Consider the following 21,336-nt stretch of genomic DNA (forward strand, 5'->3'; position numbering starts at 1 on the left):
CCTGGGCTTGTTTGTTTTTCTAGGGGGATTTAGTTTTCTGGGTAGCGGACGCTAACGATGTTATCTTCGCCATTGAAGTGGATGGCGTCGCGTCCCTCACCGATTTGGTGGACAAAGGCTTGGGCAGGCTGACTGGTGCTTTCTTCAGTAGCCAAGTCGTCAAGGTCTTGACTCGCTGGGATTTCCAAGCTTCGCCCATTAATGGTTGCTTGGGAATAACCGTGGTTGAAGGACAAGGTCGCATTGACCTCGTCGACCGTCATATCCACAGCCACCTCGTCGCCACTAAAGGTCATCGGAAAGGTGGATGGGCTCTTGATCCTGACTTGGCCGTCGTAAACTTCCCAATAAAGGTCCTTGAGCGCTTGGTTGAGACTGAGATCAGCGTAGTTTCCGCTGGCGTTAAGACGACTTTGGGAGAAATCTGGGCCGGCAATTTGGATGCGGATGGGGTGGCGACGGAATTGGCCAGTGCCGAGAATTTTTTCATTGATTTTTAAGAAGGCTCCGTCGGCTTGGACCTCGAAGAACTTGGTATTACTAGGAATTTCCTCATTATCCAAATCCTCTCCCTTGACGTCCCAGATCTTGATCGAATAGCTATCGGCAGGAATGACTTCGATTTCACTGTGGTCTCTAATATCGATTTCCATCAGATCAAAGCCCGTGTCAAAGTTTTCCTCATAGACCAGTTGGCGGTGGTCAGCGTTTTGCTCGACCTGGTAGGCTTGAATTTCACTAACGATATGGTCATAGTCAAAGTAAAAGAAGGACATTAATCCTAAAACCAGGGCTAGGAAAGCGACCCCACAGAGGGTCCAGATACTACGAACGACAGTATTGCCTTGTTTCTTCATTAGTAATCACCTCGTTTGCGCCGCCATTGAATGGCATACCAAGTTTTCTTGATCAGATTCCAGCAGCCCTTAATCAGCCTAAAGACTAGGTAGATGATAATGATCGCTATACAGAAGCAGAAGATTACCGCAAAAACCTTAGTTAAGGGATGGAGCGTATTCAATAAGCCCAGTTGGATGGGGCCACTGATAAAGGCTTGGGGGTTAACTAGGCTGGCTAGCAGGGTGATAGCGACCACAAAAATGGTAAAAACCAGGGCCAGAAAGCCGGTGAGTAGTCCCAGGAACCCTCCGCCTAAACCTAAGAGTACACCCAAAATCAAGGGCAGGCAGACGATCACCAAGAGGGCGATTAAGAGATTGCGCCGGGTTTTGTGGCTAGTGGGCTCTTTTGGTGGACGTTCATCGATAAAGACCCGCTCATTGTCTAAGTATTCCTTGGCGATTTGCTTGGGACTGCCCAGTTCCTGGCAGATTTCTTCTTCCGACTTGCCTTGATTCATAGCGATTTGGAAATGTTCCTGGTAGTCACTCAGGATATCATTAATGACTGAATTGGGCAGTTTATGTAAGTAGAAACGTAGTAAGTCAATAAATTCTTCTTTTTTCATGAGCTAACCTCCTTCAAGGATGGCATTGACTCTTTGGACGAAAGTTTGCCATTCCGCGATCTGTTCTTGGAGCGTGGCCAAACCCTGGCTGGAAATTTTGTAGTACTTCCGAGGCGGACCTGATTCGGATTCCTTCAGATAAGTTGTTACCAGGGCTTCTTTGTTGAGGCGGCGTAGGAGTGGGTAGATGGTGCCTTCAGAAATCGCGATGTGTTCTGATATTTCTTGGACCAATTCATAGCCATAGCAATCCCGCTCTCGTAACTGCTGGAGCACCAGCATTTCCAAAACGCCTTTTTTCAATTGACTGTTCACATGGACAACTCCCCTCACTATTTTAATTCAATTAGTATCTTGCAATGCCTAGTACCTTTTCAAGTAAAGTATAGCACACTAGCTTGCATTGCACAATAGTTAGGAAGTCAATTCTTGCTCATCTCATATTATCGATTAATCGGTGCACTATGTTATAATGAGGAGGAAAGTTTTACTATGCTAATGAGCATTCGTTCTGCTTTTGAACTTGGTCGTTGAAAAGCCATGGCACCGGTTCGAGCCAGGGTCTCTCACCTAGCGAGCATCAAAGGGATCATACGGCTAAGGCCTACGATCCCTAATTCACATCGCTTGCTTGTACATGGCTAACGACTAAGTTCAAAGCCCACTACTGCTCAGACTTCTTAAGCATAAAATATTTAATCATGAGACAGCCGTCATCAATTAAATTAACGAATTATATCTAGTATAAATTATTGATGCTCAAGGAGTGATTCCATGACTACTCTAGATAAGGTTAAAAATGAATTAAATCATTTAGATGAAGGGCAGTTGCAGAATCTTCTTACTTTGATTGACTATCTAAAAACCGCTGATCAAGACCTCTATGACGAAAAAGGCCAGGTCATTGTCGATCATTTTTATCGTGATTTAATTAATGAGGTGGATGAAGATATTGAAATTTTGAATATCGGAAGTCGCGGAGATATTTATAAATAAAAATTTTAGCTGAAGTATCTATTTTAAAGAGTCTATGACGAAAGGTTATAGGCTTTTTTATTATCTCAATGATTAGTAAATAATGAACTTTATTTTAAAAATCGTTAGTAGTATTCGTTTTTCTCACCAAAATTTCACTTTTACTTAAAACTTACGATAAATTTACAGCTTTTTTACAATGCTTTGCTATAGTGAGGGCAAGTTGGATTTACTTAAAGTAAAAATGATATTTTGAAAGGAGATACAGACCGTATGCATTGGGATGATCGTATCAAGAAAGTGGGGCTTTTGCTGACCTCAATTTTTGTCTTGGGGGCCTGCGCTGAAACGAATGAGAACAGCGATAATACTTCGGCCGATAGTGCTGTCGAAGAGAGCGTGGCTTCAGGGGATAATGGCGTGTCAGAAAGTTCTGCGGAATCTACGGATTCTAAAGAGGGTGAAGAGGCTGAGGAAGTTGACCCGGTCTATGGCGAAGAGAATGGCTTAGATTTAATCGAACTCCAAGATGACAAGCCTGAAGTGGCGCCGGTGCCAGTCAATAATGAACCCAACCGGATTGCTACCAACCTGTTAGAAGAAACCACGGATGCCATGGGCTTCAACTGGTATACCACTGACAAAATGCCAGATGCCAAGGTGAAAGTGTCAAAATCTGAAGATATGTCCGATCCAGTTGAATTCGCAGCGGAAGCGACCGAAGTGACTTCTGAATATGCGGAACGCGACAAGGACGGCTACTATATCTATGCAGCAGCGAAAAAAGATGAAGACGGTAATTTCATTGTCGACGAGAACGGGAAGCCGGAAGAAGTTGACGGTTACTTCACCGACGAACAAATTACGACCGACAACACCCAATGGACTTCTGAAGGGAGCTCCTTAGGCTACTTGGAACTCCAAGATGTGACCGAATACTCCTACAAGGCCGAAGCAGATGACCTGGAGGCCGACACCCAATACTACTACCAAGTGGGTTCTGACGAGGGCGGCTTTTCCAAGGTGGGATCCTTTAGAACTTCCGGTGAAAAAGGCGAGCCTTTCCAATTTATCCACTATACCGATACCCAAAATGCTTACTGGAATGCTAATGTTAATAACGAGGCAGCTTACGGGGCAGACACCCTTTCCCATGCCCTAGAAGTCGCACCTGACGCTGACTTTGCCCTCCATACTGGGGACTTCGTTGAAGTGGCCGAAGTGGAAGACGAATGGGTAGACAACTTGGACATGTCCCAAGACCAAAACCTTCATTTGCCTCATGCCTACACCCCAGGTAACCACGATGAATATACCGTTTTAGGGGACGAAAAGGACTTAACTGCCTTCAACGAACATACCAATGTGCCGATTACTAATGACGCCATGACCGGGGACTCCTACTATTCCTACGACTACAACGGCGCTCACTTTGTGGTCTTAAACACCAACGACAACAAGGAATCCGAAGATAATCCCGAACAAGGCGCCATTGGTAAGGAACAGATGGAATGGGCTAAACAAGATATCCAAGAAGCTCGTGATAATGGGGCCAACTGGATCATCCTGGCCTACCATAAACCCATCTACTCAGCTTCCTACCACGCCTTACAAGATGAGGACGTCCAAGTGACCCGGGAAGAATTCGCTAAATTAGCGGATGAACTCGATGTCGATGTGGTTCTCCAAGGTCACGACCACAACTTAACCCGGACTAAGTCCCTAGTTTACACTTCCGATAACTTCTCTTACGGGGAAGTTGAAGACACCGAAAAAGTCGAAAAAGATGGGGTAGAATACCACGTCAATCCAGAAGGGGTTACCTACATCATCCCGAATACCTCAGGGACTAAGGCCTATGACGCCATCTATATGAAGGGTGCTGACCATGTCCACAAGGTTCGTCCTAAATTAGATTGGATGACTGAAGACGATGTTGAGCTCTGGAACGGCCTCTTCGATGTGGCTAAGCAACCCGATGACTCACCAAAATTCGACCACAAACACGAAAACTACCGTCAATCCCAAAATCAAAACTTCGCGGTTTATACCGTCACCGAAGATGAATTCTTAATTGAATTCTATGAAATGAGTGGTAACCTCCACGAAGGTGAAGAACGGACCGTTGAATTAGTTGATTCTTACGGGATTAAAAAGGATAAGTAGAGTGTGACTGGAACACGTTTTAAATAGACTGTGACAGCAGTCAAATTCACTAGAGTCGCTGGCGAAAGTCAGCGGCTTTTTTATTGATAGGGCACAGCTGAGATTATTGAAATGGCTTAAAAGTAGTAGAAAAGATAAATTATGATAGAGGTTGGAATTTAGGATTCTGACTTCTTTTTTATATAATATCTATAGACGAATCTAGGAAGGTCGATATATGAAGAATATTTTAATCCACGGCTTAGGCCAAGATCGTAGCAGTTGGGACCAAGTTAAAAAATATTTAGACGAAGAAAGCGTGACGGTTCAGTGTCCCAATCTCTATGAATTATTTGAGAATGATCCTTATACTTACCAAACCCTTTATCAAAACTTTGAAAGGCAAGTCAATAATTATCCTGGCAAGGTCAACTTATGTGGCCTTTCTTTAGGGGGACTACTGGCTTTAGATTATGCCAAAAATTACCCGGAGAAGGTCAATTCCTTAATTTTAATCGGCCTTCCCTACAAGATCCCTAAATTATTGATGACTATACAAGCGATGGTATTTAAGTTGATGCCAGAATCAAATTTTACACAATTAGGCCTAGGCAAAGATGAATTTATCAGCCTGATAGCTTCAACCAAAGACCTTAGCATTGCGACTCATTTAGAAGAAATAACTTGCAAGACCTTATTAATTTGCGGAGAAAAGGATCGATTTAATCTCACAAGTAGCCAACGCTTTCATACGGCGATTAAAAATAGTGAGTTCAGCCTGGTAAATAATTCAGGCCATGAAGTCAATGTCGACAATCCCCAAGTGTTAGCTCAGCTGATCGCAGGCTTTTGGAAGAATTAAAATAGAACAGATAAACCATTTAGGAGACTGGAATACAAGGACCAGTCTTTTTTCAATATATGAATTATTTAATCAAAATATACTCCAGTCACAGAATGAATGACCTTTGGCGTGACCGTCACACTCTGTTTCAAACCTGCTCGCTGACAAAAGTGAACTCCACTTCAAAAATATTTGTCAATCCTTTTCAAGGATTTCCGCATATTTTTTCCAGTTGCTATAGCTGTAGGAAGCGAAGCGACGTACAGATATAGTATGCGTAGCGTTTCACTTTTTGTCGTCAGCTCGCACTCTCCTGAAAGTTGATTGCTTTTATTCCCGAGCTTGGCTGGTTATAATGAAGGGTGCATCCCGGTCTGGGACGGTTAAGCCGACAATACTAGGTTTGGGGCTTGATTTATGATAAACCATTAAAGAGAACACCTGTTTGTATCAAAATAGCCAATGAAAAGAAAAGCAAATACCTTTTCACGCAATTAAGGAAGTGTGACCGATTTGAAAGAAGAAATTGTCGTGCGTGGTGCACGCTCTCATAATTTAAAAGATATTAATGTGACTATTCCTCGTAACCAGATGGTGGTCATTACCGGCTTGTCCGGTTCTGGGAAGTCCTCCTTGGCCTTTGACACCCTCTACGCCGAGGGACAACGCCGCTATGTGGAGTCCCTGTCAGCTTTTGCCCGCCAATTCTTGGGTAATATTAAGAAGGCGGATGTCGATTCCATTGATGGTTTGAGTCCTGCCATTTCCATTGACCAAAAGACTACCAACCGCAACCCTCGTTCAACCGTGGGGACGATTACCGAAGTCAATGACTATTTGCGGCTGCTTTTTGCCCGGGTGGGGCATCCGATTTGCCCTAATGACGGCACTAAGATCCAAAGTCAGTCCATCGACCAGATGATTGACCGGGTCAAGAATTTAGAAGAACGGACCCGGATCCAAATCTTGGCTCCCATTGTTTACGGGAAGAAGGGCCAACACAAGAAGCTCCTGGAAAAGGTCCAACAACAAGGTTATGTCCGCGTTCGTATCGATGGTGAGATGTATGACGTGGAGGACCTGCCCGAACTGAATAAGAATAAGAAACATGACATTGATGTGGTCATTGACCGCTTGGTGATTAAAGAAGGCATCCGGGCCCGTTTGGCCGACTCCCTAGAAACCGCCCTGCGTTTGACTGAGGGGTATGCCTTGGTCGATATCATTGGCGATGAAGAGATCCTCTTCTCCGAGCACTATGCCTGCCCCTTGTGTGGCTTTACCGTGGGGGAATTGGAACCCCGGCTCTTCTCCTTTAATGCGCCGTTTGGTCGTTGCCCGGAATGTGACGGGATCGGTTCCAAGATGAAGGTGGATGAAGACATCGTGGTGCCTGACCGGACCAAGTCCCTGGATGAGGGGGCCTTGGTGCCTTGGTACAATAAGGCCTCCGGCTACTATCCAGCCCTCTTAGACCAGGCTTGCCGGGCCTTTGATATTCCTCAAAACAAGCCTTTTGAAGACCTGAGTGAAGACCAACAAAACCTGCTTCTCTACGGGTCAGGAGACCAAACTTTCCACTTTAACTATCAAAATGAGTTTGGGAATGTCACTGACAAGGATATGGCCTTTGAAGGGGTGGCTAATAACGTGGAACGCCGCTACCACAATTCCTCTTCCAATATGATCCGGGAAAGCATGAGCCAATTTATGGCGGAACTCCCTTGTCCTAAATGCCACGGCAAACGCCTTAATGAGCGGGCCTTGGCGGTCAAGGTGGAAGGCTTGGATATTGCCGAAGTGACGGAAAAAGCCATTGGCCAAGTGATTGAATTCTTCAAGGACTTGAACTTAGAAGACCAAGATGAAAAGATAGCCCGTCCGATTATGGAAGAACTCCATGCCCGTTTAGGCTTCTTGGATGAAGTGGGGCTGGATTATTTAACCCTGGACCGTAATGCCGGCTCGCTTTCCGGTGGGGAGGCTCAACGAATTCGTTTGGCCACCCAAATTGGGTCTAACCTGTCCGGAATTATGTATGTTCTCGATGAGCCTTCCATCGGTCTCCACCAACGCGATAATGACCGTTTAATCCGGTCCTTGAAACGGATGCGCGACCTGGGCAATACCCTGATTGTGGTGGAACACGATGAAGACACCATGCGCCAAGCTGACTACCTGATTGATATGGGACCAGGAGCCGGTGCCCATGGTGGGGAAGTGGTTTCAGCCGGAACCCCTGATCAAGTCGCCAATGACCCGGATTCCTTGACCGGCCAATACTTGTCCGGGAAACAAGCTATTGAAGTACCTAAAGAACGCCGCCAAACCGATAACGGCTGGCTAGAAGTGAAAGGGGCAGCGGCCAATAACTTGAAAGACGTCGACGTCAAGTTTCCATTGGGATGCTTTAACCTGATTACTGGGGTATCCGGTTCAGGAAAGTCCAGTCTAGTCAATGAAGTGGTTAAGAAGTACTTACTCCGTCACCTCAACCGGGCCCAAGTGGTCCCTGGTAAGGTGAAAGCCATTGAAGGCTATGAGTCTTTAGACAAGGTGATCGATATCGACCAAAGTCCGATTGGGCGGACGCCACGTTCTAACCCGGCGACCTATACCTCAGTCTTTGACGATATCCGCGACCTCTTTGCCCAAACTAATGAGGCCAAATTGCGGGGCTATAAGAAGGGCCGGTTCTCCTTTAATGTTAAGGGTGGCCGTTGTGAAGCCTGCAAGGGTGACGGGATTGTTAAGGTGGAGATGAACTTCTTGCCGGACATTTATGTGCCTTGTGAAGTCTGCAAGGGAACCCGCTACAATGCCGAGACCTTGGAAGTCCACTACAAGGGCAAAAATATTGCTGAAGTTTTAGACATGCGGGTCGACGAAGCCCTGGAATTCTTCCAATCGATTCCCAAAATCCACCGCAAGCTTCAAGCCATTGCTGATGTAGGACTGGGTTATGTGGCCTTGGGTCAACCAGCGCCCTCCCTGTCTGGTGGGGAAGCCCAACGGATGAAGCTGGCCAGTGAACTGCAAAGGGTGGCTAGTGGGAATACCATTTATATCTTGGACGAACCCACCACGGGTCTCCACAGCCACGACATCAAGCGCTTGATCGGCGTCCTCCAACGTTTGGTTGATGAAGGCAATACAGTCCTTGTCATCGAGCACAATTTGGATGTCATTAAGACCGCTGACTATATTGTCGACTTGGGACCAGAAGGCGGAAACGGCGGCGGAACCATTGTCGCCACCGGGACTCCGGAAGATGTCGCCAAAAATAAAGATTCTTACACCGGCCAATATCTCAAACCATTACTGAAGAAGAAATAAGCACATTTTAACAAATAGACGAGCTCTCCAAGTGGGGAGCTTGGTTTTTCTTAAGCAAAATTTGCTTCTTTACTAAATAAAACTAATGAGCATTCGTTTTGCTTTTGAAATTTAGTCGTTATACAGCCATGGCATCGGTTCGAGCCTGAGGTCTCTCACCTAGCGAGCTTCAAAGTCAGAGTGCGACAAAAGTACTAAAGCACTGGAGAGCTACGCATACTATATCTGTAACTCGCTAACGCTTCGAACAGCTATAGCAACTGGAATAAACGAGGGGAAAGCCTTGGCAAAGGCTTGTACATCGTTTATGAAGTGGATGCCAGGGCTACTTTTGGAGCAGATTTCGGCTAGTACGGCTAGCGCCTACTATCCGAGCTACGCATACTGAATCCGTAACTCGCTATGCATCGAACGGCTTCAGCATAATTCACATCCAGTCGGGTTCGTCCTGGCCGCTTTCGTGTCACTTCACAAGTCCCCGCTGCAGTCTTGCAGACTGCTCTGGTGACTTGCTCCAGTGAACGAAAGCTAGTTGCCAGCCCTCACACCCTGATGCTTACTTATTCATGGCTAACGACTAATTTCAAAGCGCCACTACTGCTCAAGTATATTTACCAAAATAAAGTTTATTTAATAAATTTTCTTATCATAAAAAAACAAAATTTTAGTAAGTATGAAAAGAGGAGCTGACCCTATGAAAATTATCCATACTTCCGACTGGCATATTGGGAAGATTGTTAATGACCGGTCCATGTTGGCTGACCAGGAAGTGGTCCTCCACCAGCTGATTGACGAGTTTAAGGCGCTTGAGCCGGACTTGGTAATTATTGCGGGCGACTTTTACGATCGGTCGCTTCCCAGCCGCGATAGTGTCCGCTTGGCCAATGACCTGATCGATCGATTAATGGTGGAATTGCCTTGCCCTGTGGCGATTATTGCTGGTAACCACGATGCGGGCGAGCGGATTGCCTACGGGTCTCGGGCCTATGAGCGCCAAAATATCCACCTGGCAGGTCTACCACAAAAAGTCCCTCAAACCGTTGAATTAGACGGCGCCCGGGTCTACCTCCTTCCCTACGTTGACTACCAGGTCATCCGCGAGCTCTACCAAGACCCGACCATTGACAGCTTGGAAAAGGCCGCAGCCAAACAGGTCCAAGCCATCAAGGACCAGGAAGCCTTTGATCCTGAACGTCTGAATTTGATTGTCTACCATGGCTATGTGACCTCGTCTAGCCTGGAGGAAGCCGGGGCTGACTTAGAAGAATCGGAGTCGGAGCGCCCCTTATCGATTGGCACCACCGAATATGTGCCTAGCCGAGTCTTTCAAGACTTTAACTATGTGGCTTTGGGTCATTTACACGGGGCACAACGGGTCAAGGGCGAACATGTCCGCTACAGTGGCAGTCCGCTCAAGTACTCTAAGTCGGAAGCTCACCACCATAAGCAGTATTTGGAGGTGGATTTGACCAAGGAATCAATCCAGGTCACCAAGCATATGATCCAGCCCCTCCACGATGTCCGCGTGATTAAAACCAGCTTTGACCAGGCCTTAACGGGGCAGTCGGATGACTATATTTACTTTGAACTGACTGACCAGACCCCGGTCCATGACGGAATGAACCGGCTGCGGGATAATTATCCCAATATTATGAACCTGGAATACGTGAATATCGGCCAGGTCAGCGCCCAGCTTGAGGGAAAAATCAGTAAAGACAAGCTTAGTCATCAAGTGGCTGACCCCTTAGAGCTCTTCGCCGACTTCTACCAAGAAACCCTGGGCCAGACTCTGACTGAAACGCAAAATCAGGCGGTGGAAGCGGCCTGGTTAGCGGCCCGAAAAGATTCGGAAACGGACTAGCTGACTGAGAAAGGAAGTGGACCATGATTCCCTTACGTTTAGAAATGAATGCCTTTGGTTCTTACCGGGACCTGACCGTGATTGACTTTGACCGGGTTAGGCCCTATGGCTTGTTTATGATTTCAGGAGATACTGGGGCGGGTAAGACCACTCTCTTTGACGCCATTACCTATGCCCTCTACGGAGGCGCTTCGGGGTCGAGTCGGGAAGCCAGCGAGCTCAAGTCCCGTTTTGCCACCGACTTGGATCTGGCCTATGTGCGTTTTACCTTTGACAGTGATGGCCACCACTACCAGGTCTACCGCCAACCCAAACAGACAGGGCCGGGAGCGGTGGAAGGGCGGTCCAAGGCCTATCCTTCTGAAGTTCTGGAAGTCAATGTTGACGGCAAGTTGGTGTCAGGTAAGAAAAATGAGCTAGAAACTTATCTCAAAGAGGCTATCGGTTTAGATAAGTCCCAATTTACCCAAATTGTCATGCTGCCCCAGGGCGAGTTCAAGCGCCTACTGGAGGCTTCAAGCCGGGACAAGGAGGAAATTTTCACTCACATCTTCCATACCGAGCCCATTAACCGCTTCCAGACCTACTTGCAAGACCAATACAGCCAGGTCAAGAGCGACTTGGACCGCCTTAAGAAAAACCATGATGCGGCCCAAGAACGCTTAAAGACTTTGCTTCGTTCAGAAGACCAAGCGCTTTTAGAAGCTCGTTTAAAAGACCAGGGAGAGGCCAAGCTAGGCCAGCTTTTAGCTGAGTTCTTAGCGACCAAAGAATCAGACTTCAAGCAAGCCAGCCAAGCGCTGGAAAAACTGGAAGCTAAGCGGACCCTGCTCAGCCAAGTCCTAGACTACTTTGACGCTCAAGCCGACCTGGCCCAAGAAAAAGACCGCCTTCAAGCCAAGCAAAGCCAGATGGCTGATTTAAAAACGGCCTATCAAAACTATCAGGTATCTTTAGCCTTCTACCAGGCCTTAAAAGACCAAGCCCAGGCCCAAGCAGAGGCTAAGGACCTAGACCAAAGTCAGACCCGACTTGACCAGGAAGAGAAAGACTACCAAGCCGCCCGAGCTGACTATGACACGGACTGGGAGGCGCAAAAAGAAAACCTGGAGCGCTTGCCGCAAATTAAAGAAGCCATCGACCAAGTCCAAGCCGGTCTCAAGGACTGGGCTACTTTTGAAAGCACCCAAAAAGAAGTCCAAGCTGGTCAGGCTGAATTAAAAGATCTAGAGACTAGCTACCAAAAGGGCCAAGACCAAGTGGCTAGTCTAGAAGAAGCTATCAGACAGGGGCAAGCCCAAGTGGACCAATTAAGCCAGGCCATTCTTGACCCCGACAGCCTGAACCAAGAAAAAGAAGCGGTCAAAGAGTCCGGCCGCCAATTGACTGACTTAAAAGCCGGGCTCGACCAGGTCCAATCCTTCGACCAAGCCATTCAAAAGGGAGAAGCGGACTTCCTCCAGGCGGAAAAGACCTGGCAAAAAGCCAACCAGTCCTACTTAAAAGCCAAGCAGGCCTACCAACGCAACCTGGCTGGGATCATGGCCCAGGACCTAAGTCCGGACAGTCCCTGTCCGGTTTGCGGGAGCTTAGACCATCCTGATCCGGCCCAAGTCAGTGGCGACGCTTCTGCCGGAGACTTGGACCAAGGCCAAGTGGACCAATTAGAAGCCCAGGCCCAAGCGGCTAGCCAAGCCTACCAAGAAGCTAGCCAAGCCCTCAATTATCATAAGCAGAGTCGGGCCAACTTGTGCAGACAATATGGTTTTGACCCTAAGACCACTATCACTGACTGGCAAGACCGGCTGGACCAAGCCCAAAATTCTTATAACCAAGCCAGTGCGGCTTACCAAGAGAAATCCGACAAAGACCAGGAAAATCAAAAAGCCCTGGCGGAAGAAAAGGAAAGGGTCAAAGGCCAAGAAACTCAGCTGCAAACCCTTAAGCAGGAACTCTCTAAGAGTGAAGGCCAGGTCAGCCGGCAAAAAGCTTATTTGGATCAAGTGACAGACCGGCTTAAACAGTCTCAAGCTCTCTTGATTGGAGACTCTCAAGCTGCCTTAGAAGAAAAAGCCCAAGCCCTTAAGACAGAGGCCAAAGACTTGGAAGCTTTAGCGAAAAAAATAGCCCAAAGAGAGCAAGCTTTGAAAGAAAAGGCTGCCGTTTTAACCACCAAGCGGGACTACCAGGAAGCGGCGGTCAAGAAAAACCAAGCACAGTCTCAGGCCATTGCTGAGCGTTTAGCCCAAGCCCGAAGAGAATCAGATCTCAGTGATGACCAGGTCAAGGCCCTCCACCAAAGTGACCGTGACTGGCAGGCCATCAGCCAAACTTTATCTGCTTATTCTAACCAGGTCTATGCCTATAAAAAGTCGCTGGAGGCCTTAAAGGCAAAAGAAAAAGACCTGGCCATTGACCAGGACCAAGCCACTTACCAAAAGGAAAAAAGCGAGCTCGACCAAAGCTATGACCAAGCCGCTAGCCAGTTAAGTCAGGAGCGGGAAGATTTAATCCGGCTCAAGGACCAAGTCGCTCTCCTGACTGACTTATGGCAGGACTACCAAGACCGCTACCAGAGCTTTGGTGACTTGAAGAAGCTGTCGGATGTCGCTAATGGGAAGCTCAACAAGAGTCAGCGGATTTCCTTCCAACGCTATATTTTAGGAATTTACTTGGATTGGATCGTCGAGCGGGCTAACCAGCGTTTCTATCAAATGACCAATGGCAAGTATTACTTTAAACGGGCGGAGGACGAGATCGGTGGCAACCAGGCCAAGGGGCTTAACCTCAATGTTTTCGATTCCTATACCGCTAGCGAACGCAGCGTCCATTCCCTGTCAGGAGGCGAAAGTTTCCAAGCCTCCCTGGCCCTCGCTCTGGGACTCAGTGATGTAATCCAGGAAGAAGCTGGGACGGTTGACGTGGGTATGCTCTTTATTGATGAAGGATTCGGAACCTTGGACTCGGAAACCCTGCAACAGGCCCTCGATACCTTGGTGGACCTCCACCAACGTTCAGGCCGCTTGATTGCTGTCATCTCTCACCGGGAAGAATTGAAACAGGAATTACCCATCCAGCTAGCGGTCGAAATGACCCCTAGCGGCAGCCAATGTCACTGGCAAGGTCTGCCGGGAGTGGAGGGGTAGGGAATCTCCCTCACTGATCCTTCCTCACATCCTTATAGTTGAGTTCGGTGACAAAAGTGAACTCCACTTCAGAAATATTTGTCAATCCTCTTTGAGGATTTCCGTATATTTCTTCCAGTGTTTCACTTTTTTCTCGTCACCTCACATCCTTTTCAAAACGTGCTCCAAGCGCGAGGTGAACTCCATTTCAGAGGTTTTTACGCTTGTCGCTCTCTGTCAAAACCTGCTCGGTGACAAAAGTGAACTTCGCTTCAGAAATATTTGGCAATCTTCTTCGAAGATTACCGCATATTTCTTCCAGCGTTTCACTTTTTTTCGTCACCTCACATCCTTTTCAAAACGTGTTCCAAGTGCAGAGCAAGCATCCACTTCAGAAAATGACGCCGAATTCTCTCTGAGAATTCTTACGTCCTTTTCTTCCAGTGGTCTTGCTCTTTTACGCACTTGTCACACTCTGAATTCTTTAGAATCCTTTAAATTCGCTGTTTGTCAGGCAGGGAGAGTCGAGTCTTGAGCGTGCTTATGGTAAAATATTCTTATATCCCGCTATCTAATACCTAATTTTGTTTATATCTTAGCAGCGATTTCTCAATCGTTTGAACAGGCGGGATCGATAGTACTTGTTTTAATCAAGATAAGGAGAGATTTTATGAAAGCATTGAAACGTTCCTTAACCAACCGTGTGTTTGCTGGGGTTTGTGGTGGTTTTGCTGACTACTTTGGCATTTCCGCAGTGTGGCTCCGGATTGCCTTTGCGGTGGCTCTTTTTACCCCGCTACGCTACCTGGCTATTTTTATCTACCTGGCCCTGATGGTCTTAATCCCTAATGAAAGTATCATCAACTTTAAGCGGACTTTCTTTGGCGGAGGTCAAGGGACTAGACAGCAGCGGACGAATCCGCGTCAAGAGGCCTACACACAGCGTGAAGATGATGTGGAACCGGTCTATCGGGACTTAAACAAACGTCAAATTAAGGAAGTGGAGAAGGTTAAGGTCGACCATGATTAGAAATATTATTCGTCTCTTGATCCAAGCCATCCTCCTCCAAGGACTGGGCCGGATTTTCTGGCCGGAGGTTTATATCCAGGACTTTGGCTCAGCGGTGATTGTGGTTTTAGTCATCGCTATTCTCTACAAGTTGGTTTACCCGATTTTGAGAATTTTAGCCTTGCCGATAAACTTTCTGACCCTGGGTTTATTTAACCTGGTCTTGAATGGTTTTATCTTCTGGCTGGCTTCCTCCCTGATGGGGACAGCTTATTTCTGGATATCTTCCTTCTTTTACTGCATGGTGCTGGCCCTGATTTATGGCCTGGCTCAAGAACTCTTGAAGAAGATATTTGATCCTTACCGAAGCGACTATTAGAGAGTGCGACGGGAGAAGGTTTTTACTTAAATGTTATTAATCGTTAAAAGACTGCGACGCCTGTTGCAGTCTTTTTTCTTAGTTAGTCTTGGTTCAGGATTCTTTTTGGCCTTTGGTGCACCCGTCGCACTCTCAAAACGTGCTCCAGTCACAGGACGAACGTCCACTTCAAAAACTGGTAACACTCAGCTTTGCTGAGCTTATCCCAGTTTTCTCCAGCGATTTCGTCCTTTGTTGTGACTGTCGCACTCTCAAGGCTTACTAATGGCTTGGGCCTATGGTAAAATGAAGTGAGATTTAAAAAGAGAAAGGAAACAATTATGGAAGCAGTAACCGTTAAAGAGCTCAGGGACCAGCTTGGGCTGAAGGTGCTCCAGGGAGAGGAGTATTTAGACCGTTTGATTCAAACCAGCGACATTTCCCGTCCGGGTTTGGAATTATCGGGTTATTTTAACTACTATCCCTCGGAACGGGTCCAATTGTTTGGCCGGAATGAGCACTCCTATTTGAAGAAAATGACTAGTGATGAGCGGCTCTTGATTATGCGGCGGATGAGTCGGGAAGATACGCCGGTCTTTATTTTCTCCCGCGACTTGATGCCGGAATACGAGGTCTTTCAAGCGGCCGAAGAAAATAAAATCCCAATTTTACAGGGGAGTGCGGTGACAACCCGACTCTATTCCAATATTACTACCTATCTCCAAGAGCGTTTGGCGCCCCGGGTCTCTAAGCATGGGGTCTTTGTGGATGTTTATGGTTTGGGGATTATGATTATTGGGGACAGCGGGATCGGTAAGTCCGAAACCGCCCTGGAATTAATTAAAAATGGCCACCGTCTTGTGGCCGATGACCGGGTGGAACTCCATAAACGCGATGATTATTCCATCGTGGGAGAGGCGCCGGCCATCTTACAAAATATGATCGAAATCCGCGGCCTGGGCATTATTAATGTCCTCACCCTCTTTGGGGCCGGGGCGGTTAAACAGGCCCAACAACTCCACTTGATCGTCCGCTTAGTCATGTGGGATGATGATGAAGACTATGAACGTTTAGGTTCAGAGCCGGAAATGGTTTCCCTCCTCGGAGTAGATGTCCCTCAAATTACTGTGCCTGTCCGCACTGGGCGGAATTCTTCCAATATTGTGGAAGTGGCGGCTATGAATCTTCGGGCCAACAATATGGGCTACAATGCCGGTAAGGAATTTGAAGAAAGACTGACCCACTTAATCCAAGCCAACCAGGAAGCGGATGCCAAGACTCACGCCGAAAACGACCAGGCGGAAGCGGGCGATGAGTCATGATGACGACTTTACTTGGAAAACTTTTACCCTGCCTTAACCTGTTAGTCATTGATCCAGTGGCCTTTTCCTTCTTAGGGATTGAGATCCGTTGGTACGGGATTATTATTGCCCTGGGCATGTTTTTAGCGGTGGAGCTGATCCTGAAAGAGATTGAGCGCAAGGGTTTTGATAGTGACCAGGTCATGGACATGATCATGTGGGCGGTTCCCATCGGTTTTATTGGCGCCCGGCTGTATTATGTGATTTTTGAATGGGACTACTACCGGGAAAACCTGGGCGAAATTATTGCCATCTGGCAGGGTGGTATTGCTATTTATGGGGGCGTTATCGCGGGCGCTTTGACCGCGATTATCTATGCCAAGCGCCATAATATGAAGGTGAGTTTCTTGGCAGATGTGATCATGCCTTACTTACTCCTAGCCCAAGGAATTGGTCGCTGGGGGAACTTCGTCAACCAAGAGGCCCACGGAGGTCCGGTGAGCGAAAGCTTCTTGCGGGAGACTCTCCACTTACCTAACTTTATTGTTGAACAAATGTTTATTAACGGCCAATACTACCATCCCACCTTTCTCTATGAATCCCTGTGGAACTTACTGGGGGTAGGGGTCTTACTCTTCCTCCGCCACCGCCATAAGACCTTAAAACTCGGCGAGACCGGGCTCTTATACCTGATTTGGTACGGGACCGGCCGCTTCTTCATTGAAGGTTTACGGACCGATTCCCTCTACCTGGGACCAATCCGGGTCTCCCAAGCCCTATCCTTAGTCCTGGTGGTTGTGGGGATTGCCCTCTTTATCTACCGGCGCACCAAACAAGGAGACCTGCCTTATTACAGCGACTATAATTATCTAAGTAAGCGGCGGGATCAAGTGAAGCAGGAGAAATCAGTCTAGGGGAAGTCAACTGGATAAAAGTGAATTAAAGGAGAAGATAATGGTAAAACAAGCAATTAGCTTACTAGGTGCTGGTTCCTGGGGGACGGCCTTGGCCATGGTCTTAGCGGAAAATGGCCACCAGGTGACTCTCTGGACCCACCGGCAAAATCAGGCGGATGAAATTAACCAAGCACACACTAACGCCGCCTATTTAAAAGAGGTCACTTTGCCCGAAGACATTGTCGCAACCTCTGATCTGGAAGCAGCGGTTAAAGGCGCCCAAGTGATCGGCTTTGTGGTGCCGACCAACGCGATCCGCGGGGTAGCCGATCAAGTGGCCGCTATTTTACAAGCCGAGGATGCACAGGCAGACCGGCCGTTGATTTTTCATGCGGCTAAGGGTCTGGAATTAGAGACCCATGAGCGGGTCTCGGTGATCCTGGAAGACAGTTTTAAGGACTTGGCCATCCAAGGGCCGGTAGTCTTATCGGGGCCCAGCCATGCGGAAGAAGTGGCCCGTCGTGATATCACCGGCATTACCGCTGCCTGTGAGGACCTGCAAGCGGCTGAAGCCCTGCAAGCCCTCTTTATGAATGCTTATTTTCGGGTCTACACCAATGACGATGTGGTCGGGGTGGAACTGGGCGGCGCCTTAAAAAATATTATTGCCCTCTGTTCCGGAGCCATCGCAGGGCTAGGTTTTGGCGATAATGCCAAGGCCATTTTGATGACACGGGGCCTGGCCGAAATTACCCGGCTAGGCGTGGCATTGGGGGCGGATCCCTTTACCTTTGCCGGTTTGAGCGGGATTGGTGACTTAATTGTGACCTGTACCTCGCCCTTTTCTAGGAACTGGCAGGCGGGCTACCAAATAGGCCAGGGTAAGTCGGTCAGCGAAGTCCTCGACCATATGGGGATGATCGTTGAAGGTGTCCATACCACCAAGTCGGCCTATGAATTGGCCCAATCGGTAGGGATCGAAATGCCCATCACCCAAACCACCTACCAGGTCCTCTATGACCACAAGGATTTAAGGAAACTCGTCGAAGACCTGATGAAACGCCAAGGCAAGCAAGAAGTCGGCCTAGACCGCCTGGCCTTAGAACAATCCTTGGCTAAACAAGCCCGCTTGAACGATTAAGCAAGTTTTTTTAGAACACCTTGGGGATGATCAATCGATAAAAAAGTGATAAGAATCCCCCTAAGGCTTGCTAAATTGCTAAACAACTTTTACATTAAGAGAAGAGACTAGTGACCCAAACTGTCACAATAATTACCGTGAAGTCTGATTCACAAATAAAGGAGTAGCTATGACGAAAGTAAGAAAAGCCATTATCCCTGCCGCTGGTTTAGGAACCCGTTTCTTACCAGCCACCAAGGCCATGGCCAAAGAAATGTTACCAATTGTTGATAAACCCACCATCCAATTCATCGTGGAAGAGGCTCTTGCCAGTGGGATTGAGGATATTCTAATCATTACTGGGAAGAACAAACGTCCTATCGAGGACCACTTTGACTCCAATATTGAACTGGAAGAAAACCTCCACGCCAAGGGTAAGGACGACTTACTGGAAATTGTCCAAGAAACCATTGGCCTTAACCTCTTCTTCAAGCGCCAATCCTATCCTAAGGGACTAGGAGATGCGGTTCTCCAAGCCAAGGCCTTTGTCGGCGACGAACCTTTTGTGGTGATGCTGGGCGATGACTTGATGGAAGATGCAGTTCCTTTGACAAAACAATTGATCGACGCTTATCATGAAACCCATGCCTCAAATATTGCCGTCATGCGTGTCCCCCATGAAGATACCAGCAAGTACGGGATTATCGATCCGGAAGCCCAATATAAGGACGGGATCTATAATGTTCGCCAATTCGTGGAAAAACCGGACCCAAGTGAAGCGCCAAGTGACTTGGCCATTATCGGTCGTTATCTCCTCACTCCAGAAATCTTTGACCTCTTGGAAACCCAAGAACCTGGTGCGGGTAACGAAATCCAATTGACCGATGCCATTGACCGTCTGAACAAAACACAACGGGTCTTCGCCCTAGAATTCACTGGTCAACGCTATGATGTCGGCAATAAGTTAGAATATATGAAAACCTGTATTTCCTATGGTCTCCGCCATCCAGAAATCAAAGACGACTTACGCGCCTACCTACTTGACTTAGAGAAGGAATTGAAATAATCTCTCAGTCTCCAAGTCCCAGCGCGCCGGTTTGGTGGAGGCTGGGGATAAAGTGTGACTAAAGTGAAAAAAGTGGAGGAATCAACGTGAGTGAAGCAAGTAAAACTTATGATGTGATTGTTATCGGTGCCGGTCCGGCCGGCTTAACTGCAGCCCTGTATGCGTCACGGGCTAATTTACAGGTTGCTGTTTTGGAACGGGGAGTCCCTGGTGGGGAACTAATTAATACCGCCACGGTGGAAAACTACCCCGGCTACAAGAGCATTGCTGGACCTGACCTAGCCAATAAGATGTACGAAAGTGCCATGCAATTTGGGGCGGAGTATGTCTTTGGCAATGTGAAGAAAGTGACCCCGGGTAAGCCTTACCACTTAATTGAAACTGATAATGGCGACTTTAAAGCCAAGGCCATCGTGATCGCCACCGGGTCAGTGCACCGGACCTTGGATGTGCCGGGGGAAGAAGAATACAATGGCCACGGCGTTTCCTACTGTGCCGTTTGTGACGGGGCCTTCTATAAGGGCCGCGACATCAAGGTGGTTGGTGGAGGCGACTCGGCCGTTGAAGAGGGCAGTTATTTGACCCAATTCGCCAACACGGTTGACATTATTCACCGCCGTGACCAATTACGGGCCCAAAAAATTCTCCAAGACCGTGCCTTTGCTAACGATAAGATTTCCTTTACCTGGGATAGCGTGGTTAAAGAAATTAAAGGCGATGGCAAGCAAGTCACCAGTATTGTGGTGGAAAATGTGAAGACCCATGAAGTGACGGAAGTTCCCGCCGGTGGGGTCTTCATCTATGTAGGGCTCTTGCCTAATAGTGAGCCCTTCCGTGACTTAGGCATTACCGATGAAGAAGGCTGGATCCTAACCGATGAAAACATGGCTACCGCTGTGCCAGGCATCTTTGCCTGCGGGGATGTCCGTAAGAAGAAATTACGTCAAGTCTCCACTGCAGTTGGTGACGCCGGCAGCGCTGGTCAAGAAGCCTACCAATATGTGGAAGCTTTAGGATAGAGTGCGACAGTCACACCAAAGGACGAAATCGCTGGAGAAAACTGGGATAAGCTCAGTTATAAGGATGTGAGTACGCCGTCAAAGACTTGAATTGCTGGAGGAAAATACCATAAGCACAGAAATCTGTGCGTTGGAATTTTCTGAAGCAACTTCAAGTCTGGCGTACGAATTCAACTAAGCTGAGCGTTACCAGTTTTTGAAGCGGACGTTCGTCCTGTGACTGAAGCAGGTTTGGATAGAGTGCGAGCTGACGACAAAAAAGTGAAACGCTGGAAGAAATATGGGGTAATCCTTAAAAAGGATTGCCCCATATTTCTGAAGCGGAGTTCACTTTTGTCAGCGAACAGGTTTTGAAAAAGTTGGCCTTCCTGTCTAAGCGAATAAAAAATTAATATTTTATGCAAACTAGGTGAATCCTCTCACCTAGTTTTTTTGTGCGCTCAGATAAACAAAATTTCCGTTGAGGATCTGACTCGATTGCGTGGTGAAAGTCTTGCTCGATTATATTTAATCGTTGACAAATATCAATAATAAAAACATTTTACCGAGAAAACAGGAAAATAATTTAGATTTTAATAAATTAAATTAAGTTTATGTACAATAAAATGTACTTGGGTTATTATCCTAGCTAAAAATATATACCACAGGTCAAAAAGAAATCCCATAAAATCAAGCTTCCTGGCCTTTTTTAAGTGATAAACACTTTTTAGATTAAAAAATAATTTGCTGAATTAACTTATTTTTTAAAATTCGCTAGTTTTTTAATTTATTTTTTGCTTAACTAGTAGCGAATTTTTATATCTTTTTATACAT

The 21,336-nt window shown here is 47.2% G+C and carries 16 protein-coding genes; 13 read left to right on the forward strand and 3 right to left on the reverse strand.

What is annotated here, in order from left to right; all coding sequences use genetic code 11:
• Window positions 1-29: 29 nt before the first annotated feature.
• Genes JFU01_RS05905 through JFU01_RS05915 form a run of 3 tightly spaced genes read right to left on the reverse strand, consistent with a single transcriptional unit; the run spans window position 30 to window position 1,783 of the window.
• A complete protein-coding gene (locus tag JFU01_RS05905) occupies window positions 30-857 on the reverse strand; it encodes a hypothetical protein (RefSeq protein WP_195856217.1) in 828 nt (275 codons plus the stop codon).
• Complete coding sequence (locus tag JFU01_RS05910) at window positions 857-1,468, reverse strand: DUF1700 domain-containing protein (RefSeq protein WP_195856218.1); 612 nt, start codon at window positions 1,466-1,468, stop codon at window positions 857-859. The genes JFU01_RS05905 and JFU01_RS05910 overlap by 1 nt, the downstream gene beginning before the upstream one ends.
• A 3-nt stretch (window positions 1,469-1,471) precedes the next feature.
• Window positions 1,472-1,783: a PadR family transcriptional regulator gene (locus tag JFU01_RS05915; protein ID WP_013669698.1), complete on the reverse strand. Its 312-nt coding sequence runs from the start codon at window positions 1,781-1,783 to the stop codon at window positions 1,472-1,474.
• Window positions 1,784-2,242: 459 nt separating this feature from the next.
• Between JFU01_RS05915 and JFU01_RS05920 the strand changes: the two genes are divergently transcribed.
• The 13 genes from JFU01_RS05920 (at window position 2,243) to trxB (ending at window position 20,523) form a co-directional block, all read left to right on the forward strand.
• Complete coding sequence (locus JFU01_RS05920) at window positions 2,243-2,464, forward strand: hypothetical protein (RefSeq protein WP_195856219.1); 222 nt, start codon at window positions 2,243-2,245, stop codon at window positions 2,462-2,464.
• A gap of 252 nt (window positions 2,465-2,716) precedes the next feature.
• On the forward strand, window positions 2,717-4,609 hold the full coding sequence (locus tag JFU01_RS05925) for a purple acid phosphatase family protein (protein WP_195856220.1): 1,893 nt from the start codon (window positions 2,717-2,719) through the stop codon (window positions 4,607-4,609).
• Between the two features lie 217 nt (window positions 4,610-4,826).
• Window positions 4,827-5,450 (forward strand): alpha/beta fold hydrolase, encoded by a 624-nt coding sequence (locus tag JFU01_RS05930; RefSeq protein WP_195856221.1) that lies wholly within the window; start codon window positions 4,827-4,829, stop codon window positions 5,448-5,450.
• A gap of 495 nt (window positions 5,451-5,945) precedes the next feature.
• Window positions 5,946-8,768 carry an excinuclease ABC subunit UvrA gene (gene uvrA / locus JFU01_RS05935; RefSeq protein WP_195856222.1) on the forward strand — a complete coding sequence of 941 codons (2,823 nt, stop codon included), beginning with the start codon at window positions 5,946-5,948 and terminating at the stop codon, window positions 8,766-8,768.
• 694 nt (window positions 8,769-9,462) lie between these two features.
• Window positions 9,463-10,629: an exonuclease SbcCD subunit D gene (locus JFU01_RS05940; protein WP_195856223.1), complete on the forward strand. Its 1,167-nt coding sequence runs from the start codon at window positions 9,463-9,465 to the stop codon at window positions 10,627-10,629.
• Window positions 10,630-10,652: 23 nt separating this feature from the next.
• Complete coding sequence (locus tag JFU01_RS05945) at window positions 10,653-13,775, forward strand: AAA family ATPase (protein ID WP_195856224.1); 3,123 nt, start codon at window positions 10,653-10,655, stop codon at window positions 13,773-13,775.
• Between the two features lie 649 nt (window positions 13,776-14,424).
• Entirely contained in the window at window positions 14,425-14,784 is a 360-nt protein-coding gene (locus JFU01_RS05950; RefSeq protein WP_195856225.1) for a PspC domain-containing protein, read from the forward strand.
• Window positions 14,777-15,142: a phage holin family protein gene (locus JFU01_RS05955; protein WP_195856226.1), complete on the forward strand. Its 366-nt coding sequence runs from the start codon at window positions 14,777-14,779 to the stop codon at window positions 15,140-15,142. Before JFU01_RS05950 ends, JFU01_RS05955 begins: the two co-directional genes overlap by 8 nt.
• 320 nt (window positions 15,143-15,462) lie before the next feature.
• Entirely contained in the window at window positions 15,463-16,443 is a 981-nt protein-coding gene (hprK, locus tag JFU01_RS05960) for an HPr(Ser) kinase/phosphatase (RefSeq protein ID WP_195854223.1), read from the forward strand.
• Window positions 16,440-17,336, forward strand: a complete 897-nt coding sequence (gene lgt, locus JFU01_RS05965) for a prolipoprotein diacylglyceryl transferase (RefSeq protein WP_230086948.1) — start codon at window positions 16,440-16,442, stop codon at window positions 17,334-17,336. Before hprK ends, lgt begins: the two co-directional genes overlap by 4 nt.
• Before the next feature lie 40 nt (window positions 17,337-17,376).
• Entirely contained in the window at window positions 17,377-18,459 is a 1,083-nt protein-coding gene (locus JFU01_RS05970) for an NAD(P)H-dependent glycerol-3-phosphate dehydrogenase (protein ID WP_195856227.1), read from the forward strand.
• Window positions 18,460-18,628: 169 nt separating this feature from the next.
• Window positions 18,629-19,504, forward strand: a complete 876-nt coding sequence (galU, locus tag JFU01_RS05975) for a UTP--glucose-1-phosphate uridylyltransferase GalU (protein WP_064293231.1) — start codon at window positions 18,629-18,631, stop codon at window positions 19,502-19,504.
• Window positions 19,505-19,590: 86 nt separating this feature from the next.
• Window positions 19,591-20,523 carry a thioredoxin-disulfide reductase gene (trxB, locus tag JFU01_RS05980; RefSeq protein ID WP_195856228.1) on the forward strand — a complete coding sequence of 311 codons (933 nt, stop codon included), beginning with the start codon at window positions 19,591-19,593 and terminating at the stop codon, window positions 20,521-20,523.
• Window positions 20,524-21,336 lie beyond the last annotated feature (813 nt).

Origin of the sequence: Aerococcus sp. Group 2 (assembly GCF_905125285.1) — a bacterium.
Taxonomy (GTDB): Bacteria; Bacillota; Bacilli; order Lactobacillales; family Aerococcaceae; genus Aerococcus; species Aerococcus urinae_E.